This window comes from Mesorhizobium sp. M0208 (assembly GCF_040322015.1).
Classification (GTDB): Bacteria; Pseudomonadota; Alphaproteobacteria; order Rhizobiales; family Rhizobiaceae; genus Mesorhizobium.
Genome location: NZ_JAMYSP010000010.1, coordinates 149,481 through 173,441 on the forward strand (window position 1 = coordinate 149,481; position 23,961 = coordinate 173,441).

The 23,961-nt window shown below is 63.9% G+C and carries 21 protein-coding genes and 1 pseudogene; 5 read left to right on the forward strand and 17 right to left on the reverse strand.

Features of this window, described 5'->3' with window-relative positions; genetic code table 11:
- Positions 1–58: 58 nt before the first annotated feature.
- Positions 59–1,552 carry an aldehyde dehydrogenase family protein gene (locus NKJ17_RS13240; protein WP_352688691.1) on the forward strand — a complete coding sequence of 498 codons (1,494 nt, stop codon included), beginning with the start codon at positions 59–61 and terminating at the stop codon, positions 1,550–1,552.
- Between the two features lie 155 nt (positions 1,553–1,707).
- Here the strand turns inward: NKJ17_RS13240 and NKJ17_RS13245 are convergent, their stop codons facing one another.
- From NKJ17_RS13245 to NKJ17_RS13320, 16 genes are all read right to left on the reverse strand, one after another.
- Positions 1,708–3,417, reverse strand: coding sequence for a trimethylamine N-oxide permease (locus NKJ17_RS13245; protein WP_352688694.1), 1,710 nt, complete (start codon positions 3,415–3,417; stop codon positions 1,708–1,710).
- Positions 3,418–3,695: 278 nt separating this feature from the next.
- A complete protein-coding gene (locus tag NKJ17_RS13250) occupies positions 3,696–6,065 on the reverse strand; it encodes a trimethylamine N-oxide demethylase (protein ID WP_352688697.1) in 2,370 nt (789 codons plus the stop codon).
- 269 nt (positions 6,066–6,334) lie between these two features.
- Positions 6,335–6,964: a sarcosine oxidase subunit gamma gene (locus NKJ17_RS13255; protein WP_352688700.1), complete on the reverse strand. Its 630-nt coding sequence runs from the start codon at positions 6,962–6,964 to the stop codon at positions 6,335–6,337.
- The gene (locus NKJ17_RS13260; protein ID WP_352688703.1) at positions 6,957–9,938 is read right to left on the reverse strand and encodes a sarcosine oxidase subunit alpha; all 2,982 of its coding nucleotides are present in this window, start codon (positions 9,936–9,938) and stop codon (positions 6,957–6,959) included. The genes NKJ17_RS13255 and NKJ17_RS13260 overlap by 8 nt, the downstream gene beginning before the upstream one ends.
- Positions 9,939–9,990: 52 nt before the next feature.
- The gene (locus tag NKJ17_RS13265) at positions 9,991–10,266 is read right to left on the reverse strand and encodes a sarcosine oxidase subunit delta (protein WP_352688706.1); all 276 of its coding nucleotides are present in this window, start codon (positions 10,264–10,266) and stop codon (positions 9,991–9,993) included.
- A gap of 17 nt (positions 10,267–10,283) precedes the next feature.
- Complete coding sequence (locus NKJ17_RS13270; protein ID WP_352688709.1) at positions 10,284–11,537, reverse strand: sarcosine oxidase subunit beta family protein; 1,254 nt, start codon at positions 11,535–11,537, stop codon at positions 10,284–10,286.
- 36 nt (positions 11,538–11,573) lie between these two features.
- Positions 11,574–12,881 carry a type III glutamate--ammonia ligase gene (gene glnT, locus NKJ17_RS13275; protein ID WP_352688712.1) on the reverse strand — a complete coding sequence of 436 codons (1,308 nt, stop codon included), beginning with the start codon at positions 12,879–12,881 and terminating at the stop codon, positions 11,574–11,576.
- Positions 12,882–12,914: 33 nt separating this feature from the next.
- Positions 12,915–14,243 (reverse strand): FMN-binding glutamate synthase family protein, encoded by a 1,329-nt coding sequence (locus NKJ17_RS13280; protein WP_023673984.1) that lies wholly within the window; start codon positions 14,241–14,243, stop codon positions 12,915–12,917.
- A 6-nt stretch (positions 14,244–14,249) separates the two neighbouring features.
- Positions 14,250–14,984, reverse strand: coding sequence for a GltB/FmdC/FwdC-like GXGXG domain-containing protein (locus NKJ17_RS13285; protein WP_352453795.1), 735 nt, complete (start codon positions 14,982–14,984; stop codon positions 14,250–14,252).
- Positions 14,985–14,988: 4 nt separating this feature from the next.
- Positions 14,989–15,882: a class II glutamine amidotransferase gene (locus NKJ17_RS13290; protein WP_352688715.1), complete on the reverse strand. Its 894-nt coding sequence runs from the start codon at positions 15,880–15,882 to the stop codon at positions 14,989–14,991.
- Between the two features lie 83 nt (positions 15,883–15,965).
- A complete protein-coding gene (locus NKJ17_RS13295) occupies positions 15,966–16,298 on the reverse strand; it encodes a hypothetical protein (RefSeq protein ID WP_352688718.1) in 333 nt (110 codons plus the stop codon).
- Positions 16,295–16,975, reverse strand: a complete 681-nt coding sequence (locus NKJ17_RS13300; RefSeq protein WP_352688721.1) for a hypothetical protein — start codon at positions 16,973–16,975, stop codon at positions 16,295–16,297. The genes NKJ17_RS13295 and NKJ17_RS13300 overlap by 4 nt, the downstream gene beginning before the upstream one ends.
- 45 nt (positions 16,976–17,020) lie before the next feature.
- Positions 17,021–18,421, reverse strand: a complete 1,401-nt coding sequence (locus NKJ17_RS13305) for an APC family permease (RefSeq protein ID WP_292653875.1) — start codon at positions 18,419–18,421, stop codon at positions 17,021–17,023.
- Between the two features lie 15 nt (positions 18,422–18,436).
- The gene (locus NKJ17_RS13310; RefSeq protein ID WP_023673991.1) at positions 18,437–18,598 is read right to left on the reverse strand and encodes a hypothetical protein; all 162 of its coding nucleotides are present in this window, start codon (positions 18,596–18,598) and stop codon (positions 18,437–18,439) included.
- 15 nt (positions 18,599–18,613) lie between these two features.
- Positions 18,614–18,991, reverse strand: coding sequence for a hypothetical protein (locus NKJ17_RS13315; protein WP_023673992.1), 378 nt, complete (start codon positions 18,989–18,991; stop codon positions 18,614–18,616).
- Positions 18,992–19,002: 11 nt separating this feature from the next.
- Positions 19,003–19,290 carry a hypothetical protein gene (locus NKJ17_RS13320; protein WP_023716771.1) on the reverse strand — a complete coding sequence of 96 codons (288 nt, stop codon included), beginning with the start codon at positions 19,288–19,290 and terminating at the stop codon, positions 19,003–19,005.
- 253 nt (positions 19,291–19,543) lie between these two features.
- Between NKJ17_RS13320 and NKJ17_RS13325 the strand changes: the two genes are divergently transcribed.
- The 4 genes and pseudogenes from NKJ17_RS13325 (at position 19,544) to NKJ17_RS13340 (ending at position 23,297) form a co-directional block, all read left to right on the forward strand.
- Entirely contained in the window at positions 19,544–20,677 is a 1,134-nt protein-coding gene (locus NKJ17_RS13325; protein ID WP_352688724.1) for an aminomethyl transferase family protein, read from the forward strand.
- 14 nt (positions 20,678–20,691) lie between these two features.
- Positions 20,692–21,285 (forward strand): annotated as a pseudogene (locus NKJ17_RS13330) (dimethylamine monooxygenase subunit DmmA family protein); the annotation flags it as partial.
- Complete coding sequence (locus NKJ17_RS13335) at positions 21,231–22,247, forward strand: PDR/VanB family oxidoreductase (protein WP_352688739.1); 1,017 nt, start codon at positions 21,231–21,233, stop codon at positions 22,245–22,247. The pseudogene NKJ17_RS13330 and the gene NKJ17_RS13335, both read left to right, overlap by 55 nt.
- A 9-nt stretch (positions 22,248–22,256) precedes the next feature.
- Positions 22,257–23,297 carry a heme-dependent oxidative N-demethylase family protein gene (locus tag NKJ17_RS13340; protein WP_352476579.1) on the forward strand — a complete coding sequence of 347 codons (1,041 nt, stop codon included), beginning with the start codon at positions 22,257–22,259 and terminating at the stop codon, positions 23,295–23,297.
- A 131-nt stretch (positions 23,298–23,428) separates the two neighbouring features.
- On the opposite strand, the gene NKJ17_RS13345 is transcribed toward NKJ17_RS13340, so the two are convergent.
- Positions 23,429–23,800 (reverse strand): endonuclease domain-containing protein, encoded by a 372-nt coding sequence (locus tag NKJ17_RS13345; protein WP_352688727.1) that lies wholly within the window; start codon positions 23,798–23,800, stop codon positions 23,429–23,431.
- Between the last annotated feature and the right edge of the window lie 161 nt (positions 23,801–23,961).

Consider the following 23,961-nt stretch of genomic DNA (forward strand, 5'->3'; position numbering starts at 1 on the left):
AATGTGACCTCCGGCGGTTTAATCCGCCCACCAGGCGTAGGCGCCGGAGGAGGACGTTATGACCATGCCTCAGACAGCGGCGGCGCTGCGGCTGCCGATCGACGGGCGCCATCGCCGGATGTTCATCGGCGGTGGGTGGGTTGATGCCCGCTCCGGTCGGACCATGGAGAGCCGCAACCCCGCCACCGGCGCGGTCATCGCCACAGTGCCGCGCGCCGACCGCCAGGACATCGACGTCGCGGTGACTGCCGCCCGCAAGGCGTTCGAGGGGCCATGGAGCCGGTTCAAGCCTTATGAGCGGCAGGTGCTGCTGCTAAGGATCGCCGACCTCTTCGAAAAGCACTGGGAAGAGATCAGCCGCTCCGACACCACCGACATGGGCATGCCGATCATACGCACCCGCGCCAACCGCAACCGCGTCATCGGCATGCTGCGCTACTATGCCGGCATGGCGACGGCGCTGCACGGCGAGACCATCGACAACTCGCTGCCCGGCGAAATCGTCTCTTTCACCCGCAAGGAGCCGGTCGGCGTCGTCGGCGCCATCATTCCCTGGAACGCGCCAACGGCGGCGTCGATCTGGAAGATCGGCCCGGCGCTGGCGACCGGCTGCACCATCGTGCTGAAACCATCGGAAGAGGCGCCTCTGACGCCGCTTTTGATCGCCGACATCATGAACGAAGCCGGCGTCCCGGAAGGCGTCGTCAACATCGTCACCGGCACCGGCGCCGAGGCAGGCGCGGCACTCGCCGAGCACACCGGCGTCGACAAGATCGTCTTCACCGGCTCGACGGCAACCGGCCAGTCGATCGTGCGCGCCTCGGCTGGCAACCTCAAGCGCGTCTCGCTGGAACTCGGCGGCAAATCGCCGGTCATCGTCTGCGCCGATGCCGATCTCGACAAAGCGGTGCCGGTGGCGGCGATGTCGGTGTTCGCCAATTCCGGCCAGATCTGCATCGCCGGCTCGCGCCTTTTCGTCGAACGCGCCGTCCATGACGAGTTCGTCGAGCGGCTGGCGGCATATGCCAAGGGTCTCAGGGTCGGCGACGGCATCGACCCGGCGACCGAAATCGGCCCGCTCGTCTCCGAAAAGCAGTTACAACGGGTCACCGGCTACCTCGAGGCCGGCACCGCGGAAGGGGCGAAACTCGTCACCGGAGGCACCCGGCTTGTGGAAGGCGCGCTTGCCGCCGGCAATTTCGTCGCGCCGACCGTCTTTGCCGGAGTCTCGGACGACATGAAGATCGCCCGCGAGGAGATCTTCGGGCCGGTGATTTCAGCCTTGCCGTTCGACACGTTGGACGAGGCGGTCGAGCGGGCCAACAACACGCCTTATGGCCTGGCTGCAGGGGTCTTCACCCAAAATCTCGCCACCGCCCATCGGCTGTCGCGAAAGATCCGCGCCGGCTCGGTCTGGGTCAACACCTATCACGCGATCGATCCGGCCGTGCCCTTCGGCGGCTACAAGATGAGCGGCTACGGCCGCGAGGGTGGCGCCGAACACCTCGACGAATATCTCAACACCAAGGGCGTGTTCATCAAGATCGATTGAGCCTGGCGCCGGGCCTAAAACGAAAAACCCGCCTCAGCGGCGGGTTTCGGGGCGAATCAGCACCATAGTGGAATTAATAGCATAGCTGCCGGCACAAAGCAAGAACAAAATGCAGGGACCGGGCGCATCGCGCGCCCGATCCCTCAAGGCAGGGTTCAGATGACAAACAGCCAGTTGGCGAGCAGCATCACCGCGACGCCGGCGACCAGCGTCAGATAGGGCAGCATCCCGGCCTTTCGCACTGTAAGGTCGGACGAGTTCATGCCGAGATCGGCCAGCATGTGGTCGGGGAATTTGCCCTTGTCCTGGATGTAATGCCGGAAACAGAACACCGGGATGATCAAGGCTGCCGTGATCAGCCCGGCCCACAATGCCATCGGGTTCCAGACCTTGGCTCCGGCGCCCATGAAGACAGCGTTGACGTAGGCAAAGATCGCGCCGAGGCCGAGCAGCCAGCTCGGGGCCTTCCAGGGCCGCGCGATGTGGCAATTGTCGATGCGGTGGATCCAGCCGGCATTGAGATTGAGGAAGTTGAAGATGATATAGCCGCAATTCGACACCGCGAGGATGAAGAAGAAGCTTGTCGCGTCGGCCGAGGCGATGGCCAGCACGATCAGGTTGAAGACCAGGTCGGTCCACATCGCCCGCGTCGGTGCGCCATGCTCGTTGACATGGCTGAGGTAGCGCGGCAGCCAGCCGTCGACCGAACCTTGGTAGAGCGTGCGCGAAGAGCCGGCCATCGCCGTCATGATGCAGAGCACCAGCGCCAGGATCATCAGCATGACCAGCAGGCTGTGGATCAGCTGTCCGCCGCCGACCATGCCGGCCAGCGCATCGGCAACGCCGGAGCCGTCGACGATCGGCGTCGCCAGCATGCCGTTCAAGCCGAGCACGCCCTGAAAGGTGAATGGCACCAGGATGAACAGCAGCATGCACAACAGGCCGGAGTAGAAGATCGCCTTGAAGGTATCGGTGCCGGGGTTCTTGAATTCGGAGGTGTAGCAGACGGCGGTCTCGAAACCGTAGGTCGACCATGCCGCGATGAACATGCCGCCGAGCACCAGCGTCCAGCCGGCGATATTCCATGCGCCGGGCTCCGGCGCATAGGCTGCCGCGAGCGGCACCAGCGGCGAGAAATTTGCCCAATCGATCTGGCCGGTGACGATTGGCACCACGCCGACGATCAGCATCGGGATGATGACCAGCAGGCCGATATATTTCTGCACGTTGGCCGTGCCCAGGATGCCGCGGTGCTGGATCGAGAAGATGATCAGCATCAGCACCGCGCCGATGAAAAAGGTGGCGTTGAAGGTAAAGGAAACCGGGCCAAGCGTGTGACCGTAGAGCGTCCAGTTACGGATCGCCGGCGTCGCCGCCGCGGTGACCGCGGTGATGGCGTCGGCGGCGCTGGTTCCGGCATGGGCCGCGATATAGGCGGCGACTTCCGGCGAAGTGTCGGTGAACAGCGGCACCGGCGCCAGTGCGTTGAGGATGTAGGCGGCGGCGATCGAGCAGCCGAGCGACAGCACCGGCGACCAGGCGAACCAGTTGCACCACACCGAAAGCGGCGCGATGAATTTCGAATAGCGCAGCCATGCGGTGGCGCCATAGATCGAGGCGCCGCCGGATTTATTCGGGAACAGCCCGGCGATTTCCGCATAGGTGAAGGACTGCAGGAAGCCCATGACCATGGATACGGTCCAGATCAGGAAGGCCAGCGTTCCGGTAGTGCCGGCGATGCCGCCGATCGAAAACAGGACAAGGGCCGGAACGCCGCTTGCGACCCAGAAGGCGCCGCGCCAATCGATGTTCCGGTGCAGCTGCCCTTCGGCAGGCGGCACCAAGGTGGTGACTATCGTGCTCATTTACGTGGATTCCCCATTTTTGATGTTCCCATCGGCAACAGCCGCAATCTCGCGAGGCGTCATCGACGCTCACGTTGAACGGCCCCAAGCGTTTTCCGCTCAGTAGTATTTTTTTCTTAGCAGTGAAGATTGACCCAACGCGCTTTCACGTCAAGCGCTTTGTGACGCTGTGCACATTGCGTTTGTGAAACAGTCGAGCTTCGTTGGCGCTGCCAACAGGTGCGGTCTCCCTTCTCCCACGACAGCAACGGAGAAGGGAAGAACCAGGGCAGCGTCGATCAGGAGCGCGGCCTGGTCTTTTGCGGGTCGTAATGGGCAAAGGCGACAACGCGCGCCGGCAGCCGCTTGCTGTGGCCGTCGAGCTTGCCGATCTCGACCTCGGTGCCGACCGCCGAATGCGCGACGTCGAGCCTGGCCAGCGCGATGGTCTTGTTTAGCAGCGGCGAGCGCATGCCGGAGGTGACCACGCCGATCTGGGCGCGGCCGACATGTACGCAATCGCCGTGGCCGACGGCGACATTGGCGTCGATGTCGAGGCCGACCAGCTTCCTCTGCGGATTTTCCTTGCGCCGGATCAGCGCCTCGCGGCCGATGAAATCGTCGCTCTTGGTCTTCAGCGGTACGGTGAAGCCGATGCCGGCCTCGAACGGATCTGTTTGGTCGGAAAATTCGTAACCGGCAAAGATCAGCCCGGCCTCGATGCGCACCATATCGAGCGCCTGCAGCCCCATCGGCTTCAGGCCGTGCGGCTGGCCGGCCTGCCAGATCGCGTCGAAGACCTTGTCGGCGTCGCGCGGGTGGCACCAGATCTCGTAGCCGAGCTCGCCGGTGTAGCCGGTGCGCGAGACAATGACGGGAATGCCATTGCCGCCGCCGATGCGGGCGACCGCGAAACGGAACCATTCAAGCTCGTCGATCGACGGCTGCAGCGGCGAGGTCCAGACGATCTGCCGCAGGATGTCGCGGCTTTTCGGTCCCTGCACGGCGACATTGTGCATCTGGTCGGTCGACGAGCGCACCAGCACGCTGAGGCCGAGTTTTTGCGCCGTTTCCCGCAGCCATTCGCCGGATAGATCGTCGCCGCCAACCCAGCGGAAATTATCCTTGCCGAGCCGAAGCAGCGTGCCGTCGTCGATCATGCCGCCGTGCTCGTAGCACATGGCGGAGTAGACCACCTGACCGACGCCGAGCTTCTTGATGTCGCGGGTCAGCGTGTATTGCAGCAGCGCTTCCGAATCCGGGCCGGTGACCTCGAACTTGCGCAGCGGCGACAGGTCCATGATCACGGCGTCCTGCCGGCAGGCCCAGTATTCGTCGATCGGGCCTTGCCTGGCAAAGGAATTGGCCAGCCAATAACCCTTGTACTCGACGAAGTTGCGGGTGTGCTTGGCAAAGCTCGAATGAAAGGCGGTCTCGCGGGTCATTTTCGGTTCCGAATCGGGCGTCATGCGTCTGGCGATCGCTCGCGAGAATTTGTGCTGGCCGGAATAGGTTCGCACATGGATGTCGGTCAGGTCCCAGCCATTGGCCGGCGTGGTGTCGTCGGGGCAGGCGGACGAGACGCAGACGATGTCGGTCAAGGCGCGCAGCAGCACATAGTCGCCCGGCCGCGACCACGGCTCGTCCGAAACCACGACGCCATGCGCGTCGATCGCCGTGTTGAAGAAGAAGTTGATCGCCATCCAGCCGGCGCGGGGCGTGACGCCCTTGTCGGCCAGCGCGCGGTTGAAATTCTCCGAGCAGTTGGGATGGCCGGGATAGCCGATGTCGTCGTAATATTTGGCAGCGCAGGCGAGCGCGAACGCGTCGTGCCGGCCGCAAGTGTCCTGCACCACCTCGACCAGCGGCTCCATGTCCTGGTCGTAGTATTTCGAATGCAGGCCGGGCATCGGATAGCTCGAGCCCATCAGCGTGCGCGTCGTCGTCACGTCGAGCGGATGATCCCGGCCCTTGTCCAGCTTGCGCGCCGAAAAGCACTGGAAATCCGTGCATTGGCGCCCGTCGACATCAATGATCTGCAGATAGTCGCCCGCCTTGACGAAGTAGGCCTCCGCCGTCGCCGAATGGACGCGCAGATCGAGCACGGGATCGGCCAGCGGGTCGGCGAGCCTGGATTTCGCCGCCGGGCGGATGGTGGCGCGCCGGACGACGATGCTAAGCGGCGTCGCGGTATCGTGGCCGTCGACCAGCATCGGCCCGCCGGGCGCGGCAATCAGCATTGAACCGTCGCGGGCGACGGCAAAAGCCTGTTCGGTACCGGCAGGGGTGGCGCCGCCGAAAACGCGAACCGCCTTTGCCTGATCGAGCTGCACCTCGCGGCGCTCGAGGCCTCGGCGGAAGGAAGCGAGGCTATCGTCGCCCTCGGCCAGCATCGCCTTGATGCCGGCGGCATTGCTGTTCGATTGCTCTCCGAGAATGCCGGGATCGGTCGCGCCGCTGCTGTCCCATGCCAGCAGCTCGCAAGCCTGCCCGCCCTCGACATTGCGCACGCTGATCGTATCGCCGGCCTCGACCTCGATCAGCACCGCGCCGTTGCCGTGGACGGTGTAGCGCTCCATCCCGGCCGGCAGCGCGATCTGGCCTGGCCGCAGGATCAGGCTCGGCCGCGGCGGTCCGGCGACGACGGCGGGGTAGGGCGACTGGCTCATCTCAACCCTAGTTTCGAGAAACAAGTTTGCCTGTGCGTGAAATTATTTTAGCGGGAAGAATAGCAGGGGGATCGGGTTTGGCAAGGTGGAGGTGGCACAAGCTCCCCTTCTCCCCTTGTGGAAGAGAAGGCGTCGCCGAAGGCGACGGATGAGGGGTGTTCCAGGGAACGCCAGCCTCTCACTCCGCTGGAACACCCCTCATCCGTCTCGGCGCTGCGCGCCGATCCACCTTCTCCCACAACAAGGGGAGAAGGGAAGACGCGCCAAGGCTATGCCAATTCCTCGGAATGCCCGATATCGACGCCATACTCCGCGGCCGCATCGAGCATCGTATGCCACAGGCTTTCGGCAAACGTCGCAAATACCAGAAGATTGAACACCGCCTGCCCATCCGGCCGGTCATTGCCACGCCAGAGATTGATGCTGGTGTGATCGACCGCGGTCGCCGCCGCGGTGCCGGCCGGGAACGCCGCCGGGTGCAGGTCTAGCGACAACAATTTCGCCAACATCGAGCGCGCCTTGGCTCCCGAGACGCTGATCAAGGCGCGCGCATGCGACTGATCGGAAAGCGAGGCGGACTGCGAGAACGCCTGGCTCAGCTTCTCCATCGCGTGAATGCCGCCCTTCGACAAGACGAGGAACTGATCCGGTCCCGACCAGATCAGCGTGGCGTCGGGAACTCGGACCGCTTTGGGCGCATTCGGAGCGGCAACGCCGAAGCGGGTTTCGGCAGCCTTCGCCAGTTCTGCCGCTTTGCCGCGCCGCGCCATCACCTGGATCAGGTCGAAATTGCGGATCTCCGTGAGCGATACGCCGGCCGCCGTGCCGCGCGCGCCGTAGCCGCCGACAACAAGCGCTTTCTCCAGCGGACTGCGGGCAATCCAGGAAAACTCAGCCACGCTGGCGCCCTCCATCCGGATCGTAGAAGACAGGACTGCAGAGCTCGACATCGTAATCTTTGCCGCGCAGCGGATCGTGCGCATGGACGATCTCGCCGATGCGCTCGCGGCCGCGCTCGACCAGCCCAAGCCCGATCCACTGGTCGAGCATCGGCGAAAAGCAGACCGAGGTGACATAGCCCTGGTCATTGTCGGGACCGGGCGTCTCGCCCTTCGGGATAATATGCGCGCCGGAACGCAGGCGGCGCGTCTTGTCGACCGGCTTTATGCCGACGACGACCTGGCGGTTCGGCGCGACCAGCGCCTCGCGCCCGGCCATGACGCGGCCGATGAAGTCTTTCTTGGTCGACATCATCTTGCCGAGGCCGAGGTCGGCGGCGGTCGTCGTGCCGTTCAACTCCGGTCCGGCGACATGGCCCTTTTCGATGCGCATGACGCCGAGCGCCTCGGTGCCGTAGGGCGTAACCCCGAATGGCTTGCCGGCCAGCATCAAATTGCGCACCAGCGCGTCGCCATAGCGCGCGGGAACCGAAATCTCGAACGCCATTTCGCCGGAGAAGGAGATGCGGAACAGCCGCGCTCTGATGCCACCGTGCAACGCAACTTCCCGCGCCCCCATGAACGGGAAACCTTCGTTCGACAAATCCTCGGATTCATCAAGGACCTGTTTCAGCAACTCCCGCGCGCTCGGCCCGGCGATCGAGAATTGCGCCCACTGGTCGGAAACCGAGGTCAACTGCACGTCGAATTCCGGGAACAGCACCTGCCGGCAGAATTCGAGATGCTGCATCACCAGCCCGGCCTTGGCGGTGGTGGTGGTCAGGAAATAATGGTCCTCGGCGAGCCGCGACATCGTGCCGTCGTCATAGACGATGCCGTCCTCGCGCAGCATCAGCCCGTAGCGGGCTTTTCCGACGGCAAGATTGGAGAAAGTGTTGATGTAGACGCGGTCGAGGAAAGCGCCGGCATCCGGGCCGTGCACGTCGATCTTGCCGAGCGTCGAGACGTCGCAGAAGCCGACGCCTGAGCGCACCGCCTTGACCTCGCGCGTCACCGATTCCAGCCAGTCCTTTTCGCCGGCGCGCGGATACCATTGCGCCCGCTTCCACAGGCCGGTGTCGACGAACACCGCGCCCTGTTCGGCTGCCCAGTGATGCGACGGCGTCAGTCGTGTCGCGTGGAAGTTTTCGTCGCGATGATGGCCGGCGAAGGCGCCGATGGCGACCGGCACATAGGGCGGGCGGTAGATCGTCGTGCCGGTTTCGGGAATGGACTTGCCTGACAACGCAGCCATGATGGCGAGGCCGGCGACATTCGAGGTCTTGCCCTGGTCGGTGGCCATGCCGAGCGTCGTGTAGCGCTTGAGATGCTCGACCGATTCAAAACCTTCGCGCTGCGCCAGTTCGATGTCGGACGCGGTGACATCGTGCTGGTAGTCGACAAAGGCCTTGCCCTTGCCGGCGACGTGCCAGAGCGGGGTCAGTGAAAAGGCTTCTTCGTCGCCGACCGGCGGCGTGCCGGCATTGCCGCCGCGGCCGGCGCTTTGTGCTGCTGCGGATCCGGCGGCAAAGCCCTGGCGCAGGCAGTCGCCTAGGCCGAAGGCGCCGTTGGCGGCGCCGGCGGCCACCATGCCGGGCGGCGCACCATCCGGCACGAAGGCTGCGATATCGTCCTGCCATTTCGGCCGGCCGCGATGATAGGAAGTCAGCCCGACCGCCGGATTCCAGCCGCCGGACACGGCAAGCCCATCGGCCTCGACCTCGGCGCGCGCGCCGCCGGTGAGCGATACCGCGATCGTCCGGACACCGTCCTTGCCGCCTTCGACCCCGCTGACCGAGCCGTTGAGCACGGCAAAGCCGGTCTTTGCGGCAAGCGCGCGATGCGCGGCGGAGACATCCGGGCGCGCATCGATGACCGCCGCGACCTGCAACCCGGCGGCAAGCGCGGTCTCGACCGTGCGCCAGCCATCCTCATTATTGGTGAACAGCGCGATCCTCTTTGCAGGGGTAACTGCGTAGCGCGCGACATAGGTCCGCATTGCCGAAGCCATCATCACGCCGGGCGTGTCGTTGCCGGCAAAGACGATCGGCCGCTCGATGGCGCCGGCGGCAACGACGCAGCGCTTGGCTACGATCCGCCACAGCCGCTGGCGCACCTGGTGCTCGGGCGGCGAGGGCAGGTGGTCGTTGACCCGCTCGATCGCGACATAGGTGCCGCCATCATAGACGCCGAACAGCGTCGTGCGGTTCATGATGCGGACATCGGGCAGTGCGGCGAGTTCGGCCAGCGTGCGTGAAATCCATTCGGCTGCCGGCTCGCCGTCGACCATGCCGCCGTCGGCGAGCAGGCGGCCGCCAAGCGCGAAATCTTCCTCGCACAGGATGACGCGGGCGCCGCCGCGCCCGGCCGCCAGTGCCGCAGCCAGCCCGGCCGGGCCGGACCCGGCAATCAGCACGTCGCAATGCGCCCACGCCTTGTCGTAATGGTCGGGATCGGCGACGCCTGCAGCGCGACCGAGGCCGGCGGCGCGGCGGATCGCCGGCTCGTAGACCGCTTCCCAGAATTTCGCCGGCCACATGAAGGTCTTGTAGTAAAAGCCGGCGACGAAGATCGGCGCAAACAGCTGGTTGACCGCCATCAGATCATGGCGCAGCGACGGCCAGCGGTTCTGGCTGGCCGCTTCCAGACCGTCATAAAGCTCGGCCGTGGTCGCCTTGGTGTTGGGCTCGCGTCGCGCTCCGCTGCGCAGTTCGACCAGCGCGTTGGGCTCCTCCGAACCAGCGGTCAGGATGCCGCGTGGGCGATGGTATTTGAACGAGCGGCCGACCAGCTTGACGCCATTGGCGATCAGCGCCGAGGCCAGCGTGTCGCCTTGGAAGCCGGCAAAGCTCTTGCCGTCGAAGCGGAAGCCCAGTGGCGCGGCGCGATCGATGAGACCGCCTGATACGAGACGATAGGGCTGGCTGGAGGTCACGATCGCCCGCCTTCCGTCGCTGTGGCCTGATGAGCGCTGACCTGGACAGAATTCATCTTGCAGCCTGCTTCGCACCAACGCCGGCCGCCGGCTCGACGGAGGAAATCTCATGCGTAAGCGTATTGCGGGCGACCTTCAGCCAGGCCCGGCAGCCGCCGCCATGGTACCAGTATTCGCTCATCGGCCCGGCGATGTTGTCACGCAGGTAGACATAGTCGAAGACCTCGTCTTCGGTGGCGCCGGCCGCCGGACGCGCCGGCTTGGCGTCGCCCAGATAGGTGAACTCGCCGAGTTCGCGTTCGCCGCAGAAGGGACAGACAATGCGCATGCTTCTTCAGCCAGCCTTCAATGCAGGTTCGGTTGGGCGCCCTGGCCCTTTTCGTCGATCATGGCACCTCGCCGGAAGCGGTCGAGGCGGAAGCGGGTAGCCTCCTTGTGCGGCTCGTCGCGCGCCAGCAGATGGGCAAAGACCAGGCCGGAGCCGGGCGTCGCCTTGAAGCCGCCATAGCACCAGCCGGCGTTGAGATAGAGCCCGTCGACCGGTGTCTTGTCGATGATCGGCGAGCCGTCCATCGACATGTCCATGATGCCGCCCCACTGACGCAGAAGCCGTATCCGGCCGATCATCGGCATCAGCGCCATGCCGCCTTCGCAGACGTCTTCCATGACAGGCAGATTTCCGCGCTGGGCGTAGGAATTGTAGCCGTCTATATCGCCGCCGAAGACCAGCCCGCCCTTGTCGGACTGGCTGACGTAGAAATGGCCGGCGCCGAAGGTCATGACATTGGGGATCAGCGGCTTGATCGCCTCGGAGACGAAGGCCTGCAGCACATGACTTTCGATCGGCAGCCGCATGCCGGCCATCGCCGCGACGCGCGACGAGGAGCCGGCGACCGCCATGCCGACCTTGGCGGCACCGATCCTGCCGCGCGATGTCTCGACGCCGGTCACCTTGCCGCTGCCGTCGCGAACAAAGCCGGTCACCTCGCAATTCTGGATGATGTCGACGCCGAGCGCGCTCGCCGCATGCGCATAGCCCCAGACCACGGCGTCGTGCCTTGCCGTGCCGCCGCGTCGCTGCAAGAGGCCGCCCTGCACCGGGAAACGTGCGTTGTCGAAGTTCAGGAACGGCATCATCTTCCTGACTGCGGCGAGGTCGAGCAGTTCGGCATCGATGCCGTTGATGCGCATTGTGTTGCCGCGCCGCGCATAGGCGTCGCGCTGCGCGTCGGAATGGTAGAGGTTGATGACGCCGCGCTGGCTGACCATGGTGTTGTAGTTGAGGTCCTGCTCCATGCGCTCCCAAAGCTTCATCGAAAGCTCGTAGAACCCTGTATTGCCGGGCAGCCCGTAATTGGAACGGATGATGGTGGTGTTGCGGCCGGCATTGCCGGAGCCGATCCAGCCTTTTTCCAGCACGGCGACATTTCTGATGCCGTATTCGCTGGCGAGGAACCATGCCGTCGCCAGGCCATGGCCGCCGCCGCCGATGATCACCACGTCGTAGTGGCTCTTCGGGGTGGCGTCGCGCCAGGTGCGCTGCCAGTTCTTATGGCCGGAAAATGCCGCCCGGGCGAGGGAGAAGATCGAGTATTTCATGAACCTGTTTCGCGCCGGGCGTGCAACAATTCCGGATCAGATGTCGAGCGTGTGGTCGCGCTCCCACTGGGTGAAGTGGGAAGCATAGGAATTCCATTCCTGCTGCTTGAGCTTTAGATAGGCCGACGAGAATTCCTCACCCAGCGCCGCCTTGAGCGATTTGTCGTTGTCGAACTCGCGCAACGCGTCGAGCAGGTTGAGCGGCAGCTTCGGCGCGCCCTCCACCGTATGGCCGAACTGGTACATGTCGATGTCGTAGCGCCGGCCGGGATCGGCCTTCGAGCGGACACCGTCAAGGCCGGCGGCGATGATGACGGCCTGCAGCAGATAGGGGTTTGCCGCGCCGTCGGGCAGGCGCAGCTCGAACCGGCCGGGACCAGGCACGCGCACCATGTGGGTGCGGTTGTTGCCGGTCCAGGTCACCGTGTTCGGCGCCCAGGTAGCGCCGGAGATGGTGCGCGGTGCGTTGATGCGCTTGTAGGAATTGACCGTCGGGTTGGTGATCGCGGCAAGGGCGGAAGCATGTTTCATGATGCCGCCGAGGAAATTCCGGCCCCTTGCCGACAGGCCGAGCTCCATCGCATTGTCGGCAAAGACATTGGTCTTGCCGTCTTTGTCCCACACCGAGATATGCGCATGGCAGCCATTGCCGGTCAGGCCCTGGAAGGGTTTAGGCATGAAGGTTGCGCGCAGGCCGTGCTTTTCGGCGACCGATTTCACCATGAATTTGAAGAAGGAATGCTTGTCGGCGGTCGCCAGCGCATCGTCGAAGGCCCAGTTCATCTCGAACTGGCCGTTGGCGTCCTCGTGGTCGTTCTGGTAGGCGCCCCAGCCGAGCGCCAGCATGTGGTCGCAGATCTCGGCGATCACGTCGTAGCGGCGCATCACCGCCTGCTGGTCGTAGCAGGGCTTCGACGCCGTGTCGTATTCGTCGGAAATCGTCTTGCCATCCGGCGAGATCAGGAAGAATTCGGCCTCGACGCCGGTCTTGATGTGCATGCCGTCGCCAGCAGCCTCCGCGATCAGTCGCTTCAGCGTGTTGCGCGGCGCCTGCTCGACCGATTTGTCGTCCATGATGCAGTTGGCGGCGACCCAGGCGACCTCCGGCTTCCAAGGCAACTGGATCACCGAGGCCGGATCCGGCACCGCCAGCATGTCGGGATGCGCCGGCGTCAGATCGAGCCAGGTGGCAAAGCCGGCAAAGCCGGCACCGTCCCGCTGCATGTCGGCGATCGCCTGCGCCGGCACCAGCTTGGCGCGTTGTCCACCGAACAGGTCGGTGTAGGATATCATGAAATATTTGACGCCCTTTTCCTTGGCGAAGGCGGCGAGATCGTTCCCCATTATAGTTCCTCGCTTACTGGCATTTGGTTTGTCTTAGAAGCCGTTCTTGCCCGGTATCCAGTTGGTGCCGGCCAGCGGCACGCCGGCCATGGCGGCGGCTTCGATCGTCAAGGCCACAAGATCCTCGGGCTCGAGATTGTGCAGGCTGTTCTTGCCGCAGGCGCGGGCGATTGTCTGAGCCTCAAGTGTCATCACCTTAAGATAATTCGCCAGCCGTCGGCCGGCCGCAATCGGATCGACCCGTTTCATTAGCTCGGGATCCTGCGTGGTGATGCCGGCCGGGTCGCGACCCTCATGCCAGTCGTCATAGGCGCCGGCGGTGGTGCCGAGCTCGTTGTATTCCGCCTCCCAGCGCGGGTCGTTGTCGCCGAGCGCGACAAGCGCTGCCGTGCCGATCGACACCGCATCGACGCCGAGCGCCAGCGCCTTGGCGACGTCGGCGCCGTTGCGGATACCGCCGGAGACGATCAGCTGCACCTTGCGGTGCATGCCGAGATCCTGCAGCGCCTGCACGGCCGGCCTGATGCAGGCAAGCGTAGGCTGGCCGACATTTTCAATGAACACTTCCTGGGTCGCCGCAGTGCCGCCCTGCATGCCGTCGACGACGACGACATCGGCGCCCGATTTCACCGCAAGCGCGGTGTCGTAATAGGGCCGCGCGCCGCCGACCTTGACGTAGATCGGCTTTTCCCAGTCGGTGATCTCGCGCAGTTCGAGGATCTTGATCTCGAGGTCGTCCGGCCCGGTCCAGTCGGGGTGGCGCGAGGCCGAGCGCTGGTCGATGCCTTTCGGCAGCGTGCGCATTTCGGCGACGCGGTCGGAGATCTTCTGGCCGAGCAGCATGCCGCCGCCGCCTGGCTTGGCGCCCTGGCCGACGACCACTTCGATCGCGTCGGCGCGGCGCAGGTCGCGCGGGTTCATGCCGTAGCGTGACGGCAGATACTGGTAGACCAGCGTCTTCGAATGGCCGCGCTCTTCCTCGGTCATGCCGCCGTCGCCGGTCGTCGTCGAGGTGCCGGACAGCGTCGCGCCGCGGCCAAGCGCTTCCTTCGCCGGGCCGGACAGCGAGCCGAAGCTCATGCCGGCAATAGTGATCGGGATTTTCAGTTCGATCGGTTTTTTCGCATAGCGCGAGCCGAGCACGACGCTGGTGTCGCAGCGCTCGCGATAGCCTTCGAGCGGGTAGCGCGAGATCGAGGCACCGAGGAACAGAAGGTCGTCGAAATGCGGCAGCTTGCGCTTAGCGCCGGCGCCGCGGATGTCATAGATGCCGGTCGCCGCGGCGCGGCGGATCTCGGAAAGCGTGTAGTCGTCGAAGGTCGCGGATTTGCGCGGCGTCGTCGGCGGGTTGCGATAGGTCATTGAGCCTCAATACGCATCGGCGTTGTCGATATTGAAATTGTAGAGGGTACGAGCCGAGCCATAACGCTTGAACTCCGCCGCCTTGACGCCGGTCACACCGGCGCGGTCGAGCAAGCCTTGCAGCAATTCGAGATGCTCGGGCCGCATCTCCTTGGCGATGCAGTCGGCGCCGAGGCTTTCGACCTTGCCGCGCACGAAAAGCCGCGCCTCGTAGATGGAATCGCCGAGCGCATCGCCGGCGTCGCCCAGCACCACGAGGTTGCCGGACTGCGCCATGAAGGCCGACATGTGGCCGATATTACCATGGACGACGATGTCGATGCCTTTCATCGAGATGCCGCAGCGCGACGACGCGTTGCCTTCGATGACGAGCAACCCGCCCCGGCCGGTGGCGCCGGCATACTGGCTGGCATCGCCTTTGACTACGATCTGGCCGGACATCATGTTCTCGCCGACGCCGGGCCCGGCCGAGCCATGCACGGTGATGGTGCCGCCGTCGTTCATGCCGCCGCAATAATAGCCGACGCTGCCGCGCACATCGATGGCGACCGGCTGGTCGACGCCGACGGCGACCGAATGGCTGCCTCGCGGGTGGAGCACCTCCCAGGCGGTCTCGTTCGAACCGGGCGCCAGATCGTGCAGCGCCTGGTTGAGCTCGCGCAGCGACATTTCGGCCAGATCGAAGACCCGTGATGCATGGCCCGGCTCGCGAGCCGCCTTGGAGAGGTTAATTGCCGGCATTGGTTCAATGCTCCCAGAAATAGACGGTTGCGGGCTCGGGTTCCCAGACCTTCGCATTGTCTATGCCGGGCAGTTTGGTGAGCGCACGATATTCCGAGCCGAAGGCGACATACTGGTCGGTTTCGGCCATTACGGCGGGCTTGCAGGCGATCGGATCGCGCACCACGCCGAAGCCGTTCTTGGTGCCGACGACGAAGGTGAAAAAGCCGTCGAGATCGCTCAGCGTGCCTTCCAGCGCCTCGCCGAGGTTCTTGCCATGCGCCATCTGCGAGGAGAGATAGGCGGCAGCGACCTCGGTGTCGTTCTCGGTCTCGAACGTCATGCCTTCACGGATCAGTTCGCGGCGGACATTGTTGTGGTTGGACAGCGAGCCATTATGCACCAGGCACTGGTCGGCGCCGGTCGAGAACGGATGCGCGCCCATCGTCGTCACCGCCGATTCGGTCGCCATGCGGGTATGGCCGATGCCGTGCGTGCCGGTCATCTCGCGGACGCCGAAACGGCCGACGACTGCTTCCGGCAAGCCGACTTCCTTGTAGATCTCGACGACGTCGCCGGCGCCCATGATGCGGATGTCGGGGCGCAGCGTCTGGATCGCCTCGCGCGCTTCGTCGATCTTGGCAGGCATCGTCCGGACCACGGCATGCGTCGACTTCGCAGCAATGCTCACCGGCGCGCCGATTGCCTTGGCGAGTTCGGCGTCGAGGCCGCCGAAATCGCGCTCCGGCTTGGCCGACTGGATGGTGATCTTGGCTTCACTGGAGGGCGCGCCATAGATGGCGATGCCGGCGCTGTCGGGACCGCGATCGCTGAGCGAGATCAGCATCTCCGACAGCATCGCGCCAAGCTGGGGCTCGAGCGACTTGTCCTTCAAAAACAGTCCGACGATTCCGCACATGTCAGGCTCCGCGAGTTTGTTCCTCCGAGATGTATCGAATGAGTCCCGGGAATTCAATTGGCATGAAAAAAATTTTCCTGTCGTTATATATCGGTTGAGGCGCCGTCGGCCGCACTATCGCTGCGCTGGCCGCCATTGTGAACCCATTTGGCATAGCGGATGCGGGCGATCTTGTAGGCATCCAGGATCGACAGGGCATAGATCAGGACGCCGCCGGCATGGCGGCCGATGAAGCTGGCATCGGGCGGCGCGATCTTGGCGGTGACCCAGGCCAGGACCACCATGAAGAACAGGAATTGCAGGCCGCGCACCGGCACGCCGAGCACGACATGCCCGCTCGCCGGCAAAACGATCGCAGCGCCCAGAACCAGATAGGGGCTCGGTGGTGCGGGGGAGGTGGTGATCTGGCTGGTCATGCCGCCTGCCGTTCGCTTTGATTGATGGCATCGCGCAGCGCCGAAGCCGACGACAGCAGCCTCTCGATCAGCCCCGGATCGAGCCTGACCGTGCCGAATTCGGCTTGCCGGAATACGCCGTAGCGCGCCCGCTCGGCCTCGGCCAGCAGCCAGACGATGCGCACGCCGTTTGGTGTGATCAGCAGTTCCTTGGCGCGCTCCTCGGCAAAGATATCGAGGTGGTCGGCGATGACGGCTTCGGGGAAGCGCACGCCCTTGCGGTCGCTCCGCAGCACCGCCTCGGCTGGAAATCCGGCGGCCTTCGGCAGTGTCTGGACGAGATGATCGAAATTGGAAAACGTCGTCGGCGATCCCGGCCGCATCATCATGTCGAAAGTGCCTGGTACCGCGACCTTTTCGGTGATCGAAACGCTCAGCCAGCGCGCCGGCAGCTTCCTTATCGCCAGCGTGTCGACGATGGTCCGCACCTGCACCCGCCGGCCGTTCCACGAGCCGGCGAAGGTGACGACTCCGGCGGCGCCGTCCGAGATGTTTGCCACGTCGGGGATGATATCGCGAAGCCCCGCTTCGTCGGCGGCAAGCGCAGTCGAAGCCTTGGCGCGGCTGGCGCGCGCAAGCCAGGCTATGTGGAGGACGAGAGCCAGGGCAACCGCCCCGGCGAGCAATGCTGAGATCACCTAGCGCACCTCGTCACGCAAATGCCCGCCCAGACCGGCGCGCCGTCAGTACCCCTGCGGCTTCGGCCACGGCATGGTGAACTGGGCACCACGGCGTACGAATTTGTAGCGGTAGAAGTGGAACCACAGCGAGATCAGGAAGTAGAAGGCGACCATGGCGATCAGCTGCGAGCCGAAGCCGAGGAAGATCGCAAAGAAGGTGACCACGCAAAGGCAGAACAAGACGATCGCCGGCAGCGGATGGAAGGGATGGGTGTAGCCGCGGCGGATCGAGCCGAGCGGCCACTTCTTCCTGAACATGATGATGTTGATGCTCATGAAGGTGTATTGCAGCACGCCCGACAGGATCGAGAAGGTGATCGCCTGGTTGAGGTCGGCGATGAAGGCAAAGGCGAGCGCGATCGGCAGCAGGAACAGGATCGAGCGATAGGGCGTGCGGTATTTCGGATGCACCGCCGAGAACCAGGTCGGCAGATAGCGGTCGCGGCCGAGCGAGAACCAGGCGCGCGCGGCGTCGTTGATGCAGCCATTGGCGGAAGCAAGTGCAGCAAGCAGCGTCGCGATGAACAACAGGTTCTCGAGCAGCGCACTGCCGGTCAGTTTGCCTGCGTCCCACAGCGGATAATAGGTGATGCCGAGATATTCCCAGGGCATCAGCGAGGCGCAGACATACCAGGTCATCGCGGCCGCGATCAGAAGCGTGATCATGCCGGCCATCGTGCCGTAAGGCAGCGAGCGCGCCGGCGAGCGAACTTCCTCGGCGGCCTGCGTGGTGCCTTCGATGCCGAGATAGTACCAGATGCCGAACTGGAAGGCGGCGATGACGCCGATCCAGCCATAGGGCAGGGCGTTGCCGGGGGTGACCAACTCGTTCAGCTTGAGCACGGCGCCTTGGGTCCACGGGCTGACCGAGAAGAACAGGATGACGATCGAGACATAGGCGATGGCGGTGATGACGAAGTTTACGTTGAGCGTCATCAGCACGCCGCGATAGTTCAGCCATGCCAGCACGACGATGGTCGCGGCGATGAAGGAATTGTGGTTGAGGCCCTCGACGCCGGCCTTGGCGACAATGGTGTCGCCAAGCAGGATCGCGTCCGACACTTCGAGCATGGTATAGGCAAAGACCAGGAAAAGCGCGACGTTGAAGGCCATCAGCGGCCCGACAATGTGCTTGGCCTGGGCATATTGGCCGCCGGCGGCGGCAACCGTCGAGGTGACTTCGGAATCGATCATCGCGACCGAGGTGTAGAGCAGTCCGACGATCCAGCAGACGATCAGCGCCGCCAGCGCGCCGCCCTTGTCCGCCGCGAAATTCCAGCCGGTGAATTCGCCGACCAGAACGATGCCGACACCGAGCGCCCAGACATGAGCGGGGCCGAGCACCCTGAGCAGTGAGACCCTGTCGCCTTGCACTTGCACCGCTGGTTCAGCCGTGATCGTCATCGTTCAATCCCCCACTCAGATCCGGTGTTTTTCGGACACGGCTTCAAGCTCGCCTTCCCTGGACGAGGTCAGCATCTCTTCGGAATAGGTCGTGTCGATCTTGAACCAGTCGTAGAGCATCCACAGCGCGAGCACGATCGAGATGCCCCAGCATGCGTAAGAGAGTGCCACCCACATGACGATGCTTCCTATCTATTTGTCGCCGAACTTTTCGTCGATGACGTCGCGGTATTCGCGGTCAGATGCGCGGAACAGAAAGATGAAATAGCCAATCAGCACCGCGGCCATGATGATCAGCGTCGGCCAGTCGATGATGTAGTGGAACCGGTTCTGGATGATGTCGTGCGCGGTTTCCGGCGTGTAGCCGAGCTTTTCCCAGATCGAGGCCATGGTCGGGTTCTGGCCGAGCGCTTCCCACGTCTTGGCGTCGAGCGCGTCGATGGATTTTGCCGCCCCTGCCAGGCCTAGTTTCAGCGGCAGCCACAGCGCGACGAAAATCGCGACCACGACGACGGCGATATCGAAAACCTGTCCGGCCTTGCTCTGTTCGGGCGGTGTATAGCGGGCCATGCGTCTCCCCCTCAGGACTTGCGGTTGCGGTAGGCGTCGGCATTCTTGATGTCGAGGCCGTAGATGAAGTCCTTGTCTTCCTTGTAGTGATTGACCATCGCCAGGATGGCGGCCGTGTTGAAGATCAGCACGGCGGCCGCGGCGACCGCGACGACGAGCTTGATGCCGGCATCGGGGATGTATGGCCATGTCATGAACAGGACGAAAAGGATCGTCGCCCATAGGCAGACGATCAGGAGCACCGATCCACGAAGGTCGGAACGGTACAGGGCTTCAATGCGCTGCTGCATGTCGGACATCGGTTCCCCTCCATCGCTCTCTTTCAAGAGAGTGAAATTTTTTTCATAAATTCAAGCCGAATTCCGCAATTGTCAAGACGATTTTACGCAACGTTAACCGTTTGTTTGATCCGCCGAATTTTGCCTGACAATGAAATTATTTGCTTGCGGGTATTGCAGGCTCCCGGCGTTTGCGATCAATATTCGGGCAACGCTCCCGCCGCTGTGCAGGAGCAGGGGAAAGCAAACGTTTTTCGAAACGGAGGACAAGCGGATGACGGCATCCTGGAGATTTTCGGCGCTTGCGGACCGCCATCGCGCGCTCGGCTCGAAGCTCGAGGACTGGAGCGGCATGGGCACCGCCTGGACCTACGACAAGGACGCCGACGAAGAGTATATCGCCATCCGCACCAAGGCCGGCCTGATGGACGTGTCCGGCTTGAAGAAGATCCACATCACCGGGCCGCACGCCTCTCACCTGATCGACCTGGCGACGACGCGCGACGTCGAAAAGATCTATCCCGGCAAGTCGGCCTATGCCTGCATGCTCAACGAGGCCGGCAAGTTCACCGACGACTGCATCCTCTACCGCACCGGCCCGAATTCCTGGATGGTCGTGCATGGCTCGGGCACCGGCCATGAAGAGCTGCAGCGCGCTTCCGTCGGTCGCGACGTGTCGCTGCGCTTCGACGACAATCTGCACGACCTTTCGCTGCAGGGGCCGCTAGCCGTGGATTATCTGGCAAAGCATGTGCCCGGCATTCGCGACCTCAACTATTTCCACCACGTGCAGACGCAGTTGTTCGGCTTTCCGGTGATGATCTCGCGCACCGGCTACACCGGCGAGCGCGGCTACGAGATCTTCTGCCGTGGCCAGGACGCCGGCACGATCTGGGACAGGATTCTCGATGAGGGCAAGAGCGCCGGCATCATCCCGTGCCGCTTCACCACGCTCGACATGCTGCGCGTCGAGAGCTACCTGTTGTTTTACCCCTACGATAATTCGCAGAAATATCCGTTCGAGAATGAGGGGCCCGGCGACACGCTGTGGGAGCTTGGTCTCGACTTCACCGTCAGCCCCGGCAAGACGGGCTTTCGCGGTGCCGAGGAGCACTACCGCCTGAAGGGCAAGGAGCGCTTCAAGATATTCGGCGTGCTGCTCGAAGGCAGGGAGCCGGCCGACGAGGGCGCACCGGTCTATCGCGACGGCAAGAAGGTCGGCGTGGTGACCTGCGCCATGTATTCGCCGCTGGCCAGGAAATCGATGGGCATCGCCCGGCTCGACGTCGACTGCGCGGTCCAGGGCACCAGGCTCGAGATCCGCAACAAGAGCGGCGCCATCAGCGCAACCGCCGAGCCGCTTCCGTTCGACGATCCGAAGAAGACCAAGCGCACGGCGAAAGGCTGAGGCATACTGCGGGTATGGCAGCGAAAAGCATCATCAGCCGCCCGGTCTATGGGATCCTGTCTCCGCAGCCCGGCAAGCACCATCTTTTCGTAGCGGACGCAGAGGGAGCGCTGGCGATTGCCGATCTGGCCGCCAAGGCACCGGCGGATTTCTTCGGCGGCGCCCACATCATCTTCATTCCCGGCCGCGACGGTAAATATGCCGAGGCGCTCGAAGCACTGAAGCCGGCGCAGCTCTACCTCGGCCATTCCTTCGCCAGTGCCCTGCCGCGGCTGAAGCAGACGCTGGCCAACGCCCATATGGGCCTCAGGCTCTACCTTGCCGGCACCGAAGGGCTGATCGGCCAGGCCATGCAGGCGGCGCTCGAAGCCGGCATCGACCACACCTCGATCCAGACCGAGCATCGCGGCTCGCTGGCGCGCCGCATGCAGTGCGTCCATTGCAAGGGCATCACCGAGAACGTCACGACGCAGCCGGCAACCTGTTCGCATTGCGGCCTGCTGCTTCTGGTGCGCGACCACTATTCGCGGCGCCTCGCCGCCTTCCAGGGCGTCTGCATCAACGCCGAGGACCGCAGCGAAATTCCTCCGATCGAGGAGGTCTTTCGAGCACCGGCACCACCAGACTCGATGTCGTCGTCAGCGATGTCGTCCCGATCAACGAGTTGGTGACGCGCTTTCATTTCCGCAGGCGCGACGGCCAGCTTTTGCCGACCTTTTCCGGCGGCGCCCATGTCGTCGTCGAGATGCGCGATGGCGAACGCACCAGGCTCAATCCCTATTCGCTGATGGGCTCGCCGCTCGACACCCGCGAATACACCATCTCGGTGCGCCGCGACGACGCCGGCCGCGGCGGCTCGCTGTTCATGCACAGGCAGGTCAGGCCGGGCAGGGAGATGGTGGTCAGCTACCCCGTCAATCTGTTCTCGCTCGATCTTCGGGCCAGGAAGCATCTGATGCTGGCCGGTGGCATCGGCATCACCCCGTTTATGGCGCAGACCGCGCAGCTGGCGGCGCAAGGCGGCAATTTCGAATTGCATTACACCTGCCGCACCGCCTCGCTCGGCACCTATGCCGACCTGCTGAGAGAGCGCTACGACCGCCGGGTCAGGCTCTATCACGACGACCGCGACGAGCGCGTCGATCTCGACCGGCTGTTGTCGTCGCAGCCGCTCGGCACCCATCTCTATGTCTGCGGGCCGTCCGGCATGATCGGCTGGGTGCGCGAACGCGCCGCTGCCCTCGGCTGGCCGCCAGAGACCGTGCATTTCGAGCATTTCGCTGCACCCCAGCCCGGCGCGCCGTTCGACGTGACGCTGGCGCTCAGCGGCAAGACGATCCGCGTCGACGAGCAGCAGAGCCTGCTCGAGGCGATCGAGGCGGCCGGCGTCGATCCGCCCTATCTATGCCGCGGCGGCGTCTGCGGCCAATGCGAGACCAACGTGATTTCGCATGACGGCAAATTCATCCACAACGATCACTGGCTGAGCGAGGAAGACCACCGGTCGGGCTGCAAGATCATGCCTTGCGTGTCGCGCTTCGAGGGCAGGTCGCTGGTGCTGGAAAGATAGGAGGCGAGCTTGGGCATCACCTTTCGCAAGGAAACGTTCCGCGACGACTTCACCTTCAGGAACAGCCCCGAGCACATCAGGCGGTTCCCGTTCCCGTTCCATGAAGACAGCTACATGTATGCGGTCAACATCGAGCCGCATGTCGTCGGGCCGAGGGGCAGCGTGCTGGAGAATTTGATCGACGTCGACGAGCACTATGTCGCCGAGATGCAGGACCGCGCTTTGGTGCTGGCCGAGGATCCGCTGCGCTGCCAGTCGCTGCCGCACATGACGCTGGCCGGCTGGGATCTGCTCGAACTCCTGATGGAGCAGCAGGCGCTGGGCTATCCCGAGCATTTCACGCTGATCCGCGACGGCGATCGCTGGCGCTGGATCAACCGGCCGCTCGGCATCGACGACAGCTTCACGTTCGGCGACGTCTCGACGCTGCCCTATGGGCCGATGGAATATATCACCCGCCAGAGCCAGGGCGATTTCTGCATTCTCGACCAGCGCGACGGCAATCTGTGGATGGATGCCGGCATGGTCACCACCCAGGCCGACTGGTCGCTCGATTTCGACATCGGCATGAACTTCTTCGAATGGCACGCGCCGGTGCCGCTGGCGCACGAGAAGGGGATCTTCGTCCGGGCGCTGAAATTCCTCACCAACATCCAGCAGGGTAAGCCGGCGCGCCGGCTGAACTGGACGATGACCATCAATCCGCGCCTCGACACCAGCCCGGAAAATTACCACAAATGGGGTCCGGACCGCGCCACGGTGACGCCGGAAAACGTTGGCGAAAAAGTGCATCTGCGCGTCGAACTGCAGAGTTTCTGGCGGCTGCCGCGCTCGAATGCGATCGTCTTCCCGATCCGCTGTTACCTCATCAAGATGGACGAGCTGGTGACGCAGCCGAAATGGGCACGCCGCCTGCACCGCGTCATCCGCGACCTGCCCGACGAACTCGCCAATTACAAGGGCCTGACGCGTTATCGGCCGACCTTGGTCGAATGGCTGTCAAAGCTCGACGACGGCAGCCCGACATCGCCGGGCTTCGGGCCGGATTGAGTTTTTGCCTGCTGCTCTTGGCGCCGCCTCTCAAGCTGCCAATCTCCCCCCAAGAGGGGGAGATGCCCGGCAGGGCAGAGGGGGCGCCGTGGAGCGCCGGCCTTGCCGTCAGCCCATCGCTTGGGCGAGACTCACGGTGCGCCAGCCAGACCAGCCACAATCACGATATGCTGGCAGACATTGTTGATATCGCGGACAACGTCATCATTCCAGAAGCGAAGGCTGGTCCAGCCCAGCGCCCCGAGTTTTGCGGTTCTTGCAGCGTCTAATTCCGACGCTTCGGCCTCAGCGTGCTGGGAACCGTCGAGCTCGACGATCAGCTTTTTATCCGGGCATGCAAAGTCGACGATATAGCCGGCGATAGGCATCTGGCGCCGAAACCCCAGTCCCATCAGCCTGTGCGCCCTGATCTCGTTCCAGAGCTTCAGTTCGGCATCGGTCATCACCTTGCGCATCCTGCGCGCATTGCGGCGATTGTTGGCGGGTACTGGATTATGCGTCATCGCGGTTCGCCCCCCTCTGTCCTGCCGGACATCTCCCCCTCAAGAGGGTGTTTGGACCGGGGACATCGCGAACAGGTGTGCGAGGACATCGCGAACAGTTTGGCGCGCTTTGCGCTGGGGGGTTCGGGATGCCATTCGAGGACACGAGCGCGATGAAACAG

Excerpts from the sequence above, each read along its gene's own strand:
- NKJ17_RS13240 (WP_352688691.1), top strand. The coding sequence starts at position 59 with ATGACCATGCCTCAGACAGCGGCGGCGCTGCGGCTGCCGATCGACGGG.
- NKJ17_RS13245 (WP_352688694.1), bottom strand. The coding sequence starts at position 3,417 with ATGAGCACGATAGTCACCACCTTGGTGCCGCCTGCCGAAGGGCAGCTG.
- NKJ17_RS13250 (WP_352688697.1), bottom strand. The coding sequence starts at position 6,065 with ATGAGCCAGTCGCCCTACCCCGCCGTCGTCGCCGGACCGCCGCGGCCG.
- NKJ17_RS13265 (WP_352688706.1), bottom strand. The coding sequence starts at position 10,266 with ATGCGCATTGTCTGTCCCTTCTGCGGCGAACGCGAACTCGGCGAGTTC.
- NKJ17_RS13270 (WP_352688709.1), bottom strand. The coding sequence starts at position 11,537 with ATGAAATACTCGATCTTCTCCCTCGCCCGGGCGGCATTTTCCGGCCAT.
- glnT (WP_352688712.1), bottom strand. The coding sequence starts at position 12,881 with ATGGGGAACGATCTCGCCGCCTTCGCCAAGGAAAAGGGCGTCAAATAT.
- NKJ17_RS13280 (WP_023673984.1), bottom strand. The coding sequence starts at position 14,243 with ATGACCTATCGCAACCCGCCGACGACGCCGCGCAAATCCGCGACCTTC.
- NKJ17_RS13285 (WP_352453795.1), bottom strand. The coding sequence starts at position 14,984 with ATGCCGGCAATTAACCTCTCCAAGGCGGCTCGCGAGCCGGGCCATGCA.
- NKJ17_RS13290 (WP_352688715.1), bottom strand. The coding sequence starts at position 15,882 with ATGTGCGGAATCGTCGGACTGTTTTTGAAGGACAAGTCGCTCGAGCCC.
- NKJ17_RS13295 (WP_352688718.1), bottom strand. The coding sequence starts at position 16,298 with ATGACCAGCCAGATCACCACCTCCCCCGCACCACCGAGCCCCTATCTG.
- NKJ17_RS13305 (WP_292653875.1), bottom strand. The coding sequence starts at position 18,421 with ATGACGATCACGGCTGAACCAGCGGTGCAAGTGCAAGGCGACAGGGTC.
- NKJ17_RS13310 (WP_023673991.1), bottom strand. The coding sequence starts at position 18,598 with ATGTGGGTGGCACTCTCTTACGCATGCTGGGGCATCTCGATCGTGCTC.
- NKJ17_RS13315 (WP_023673992.1), bottom strand. The coding sequence starts at position 18,991 with ATGGCCCGCTATACACCGCCCGAACAGAGCAAGGCCGGACAGGTTTTC.
- NKJ17_RS13320 (WP_023716771.1), bottom strand. The coding sequence starts at position 19,290 with ATGTCCGACATGCAGCAGCGCATTGAAGCCCTGTACCGTTCCGACCTT.
- NKJ17_RS13325 (WP_352688724.1), top strand. The coding sequence starts at position 19,544 with ATGACGGCATCCTGGAGATTTTCGGCGCTTGCGGACCGCCATCGCGCG.
- NKJ17_RS13345 (WP_352688727.1), bottom strand. The coding sequence starts at position 23,800 with ATGACGCATAATCCAGTACCCGCCAACAATCGCCGCAATGCGCGCAGG.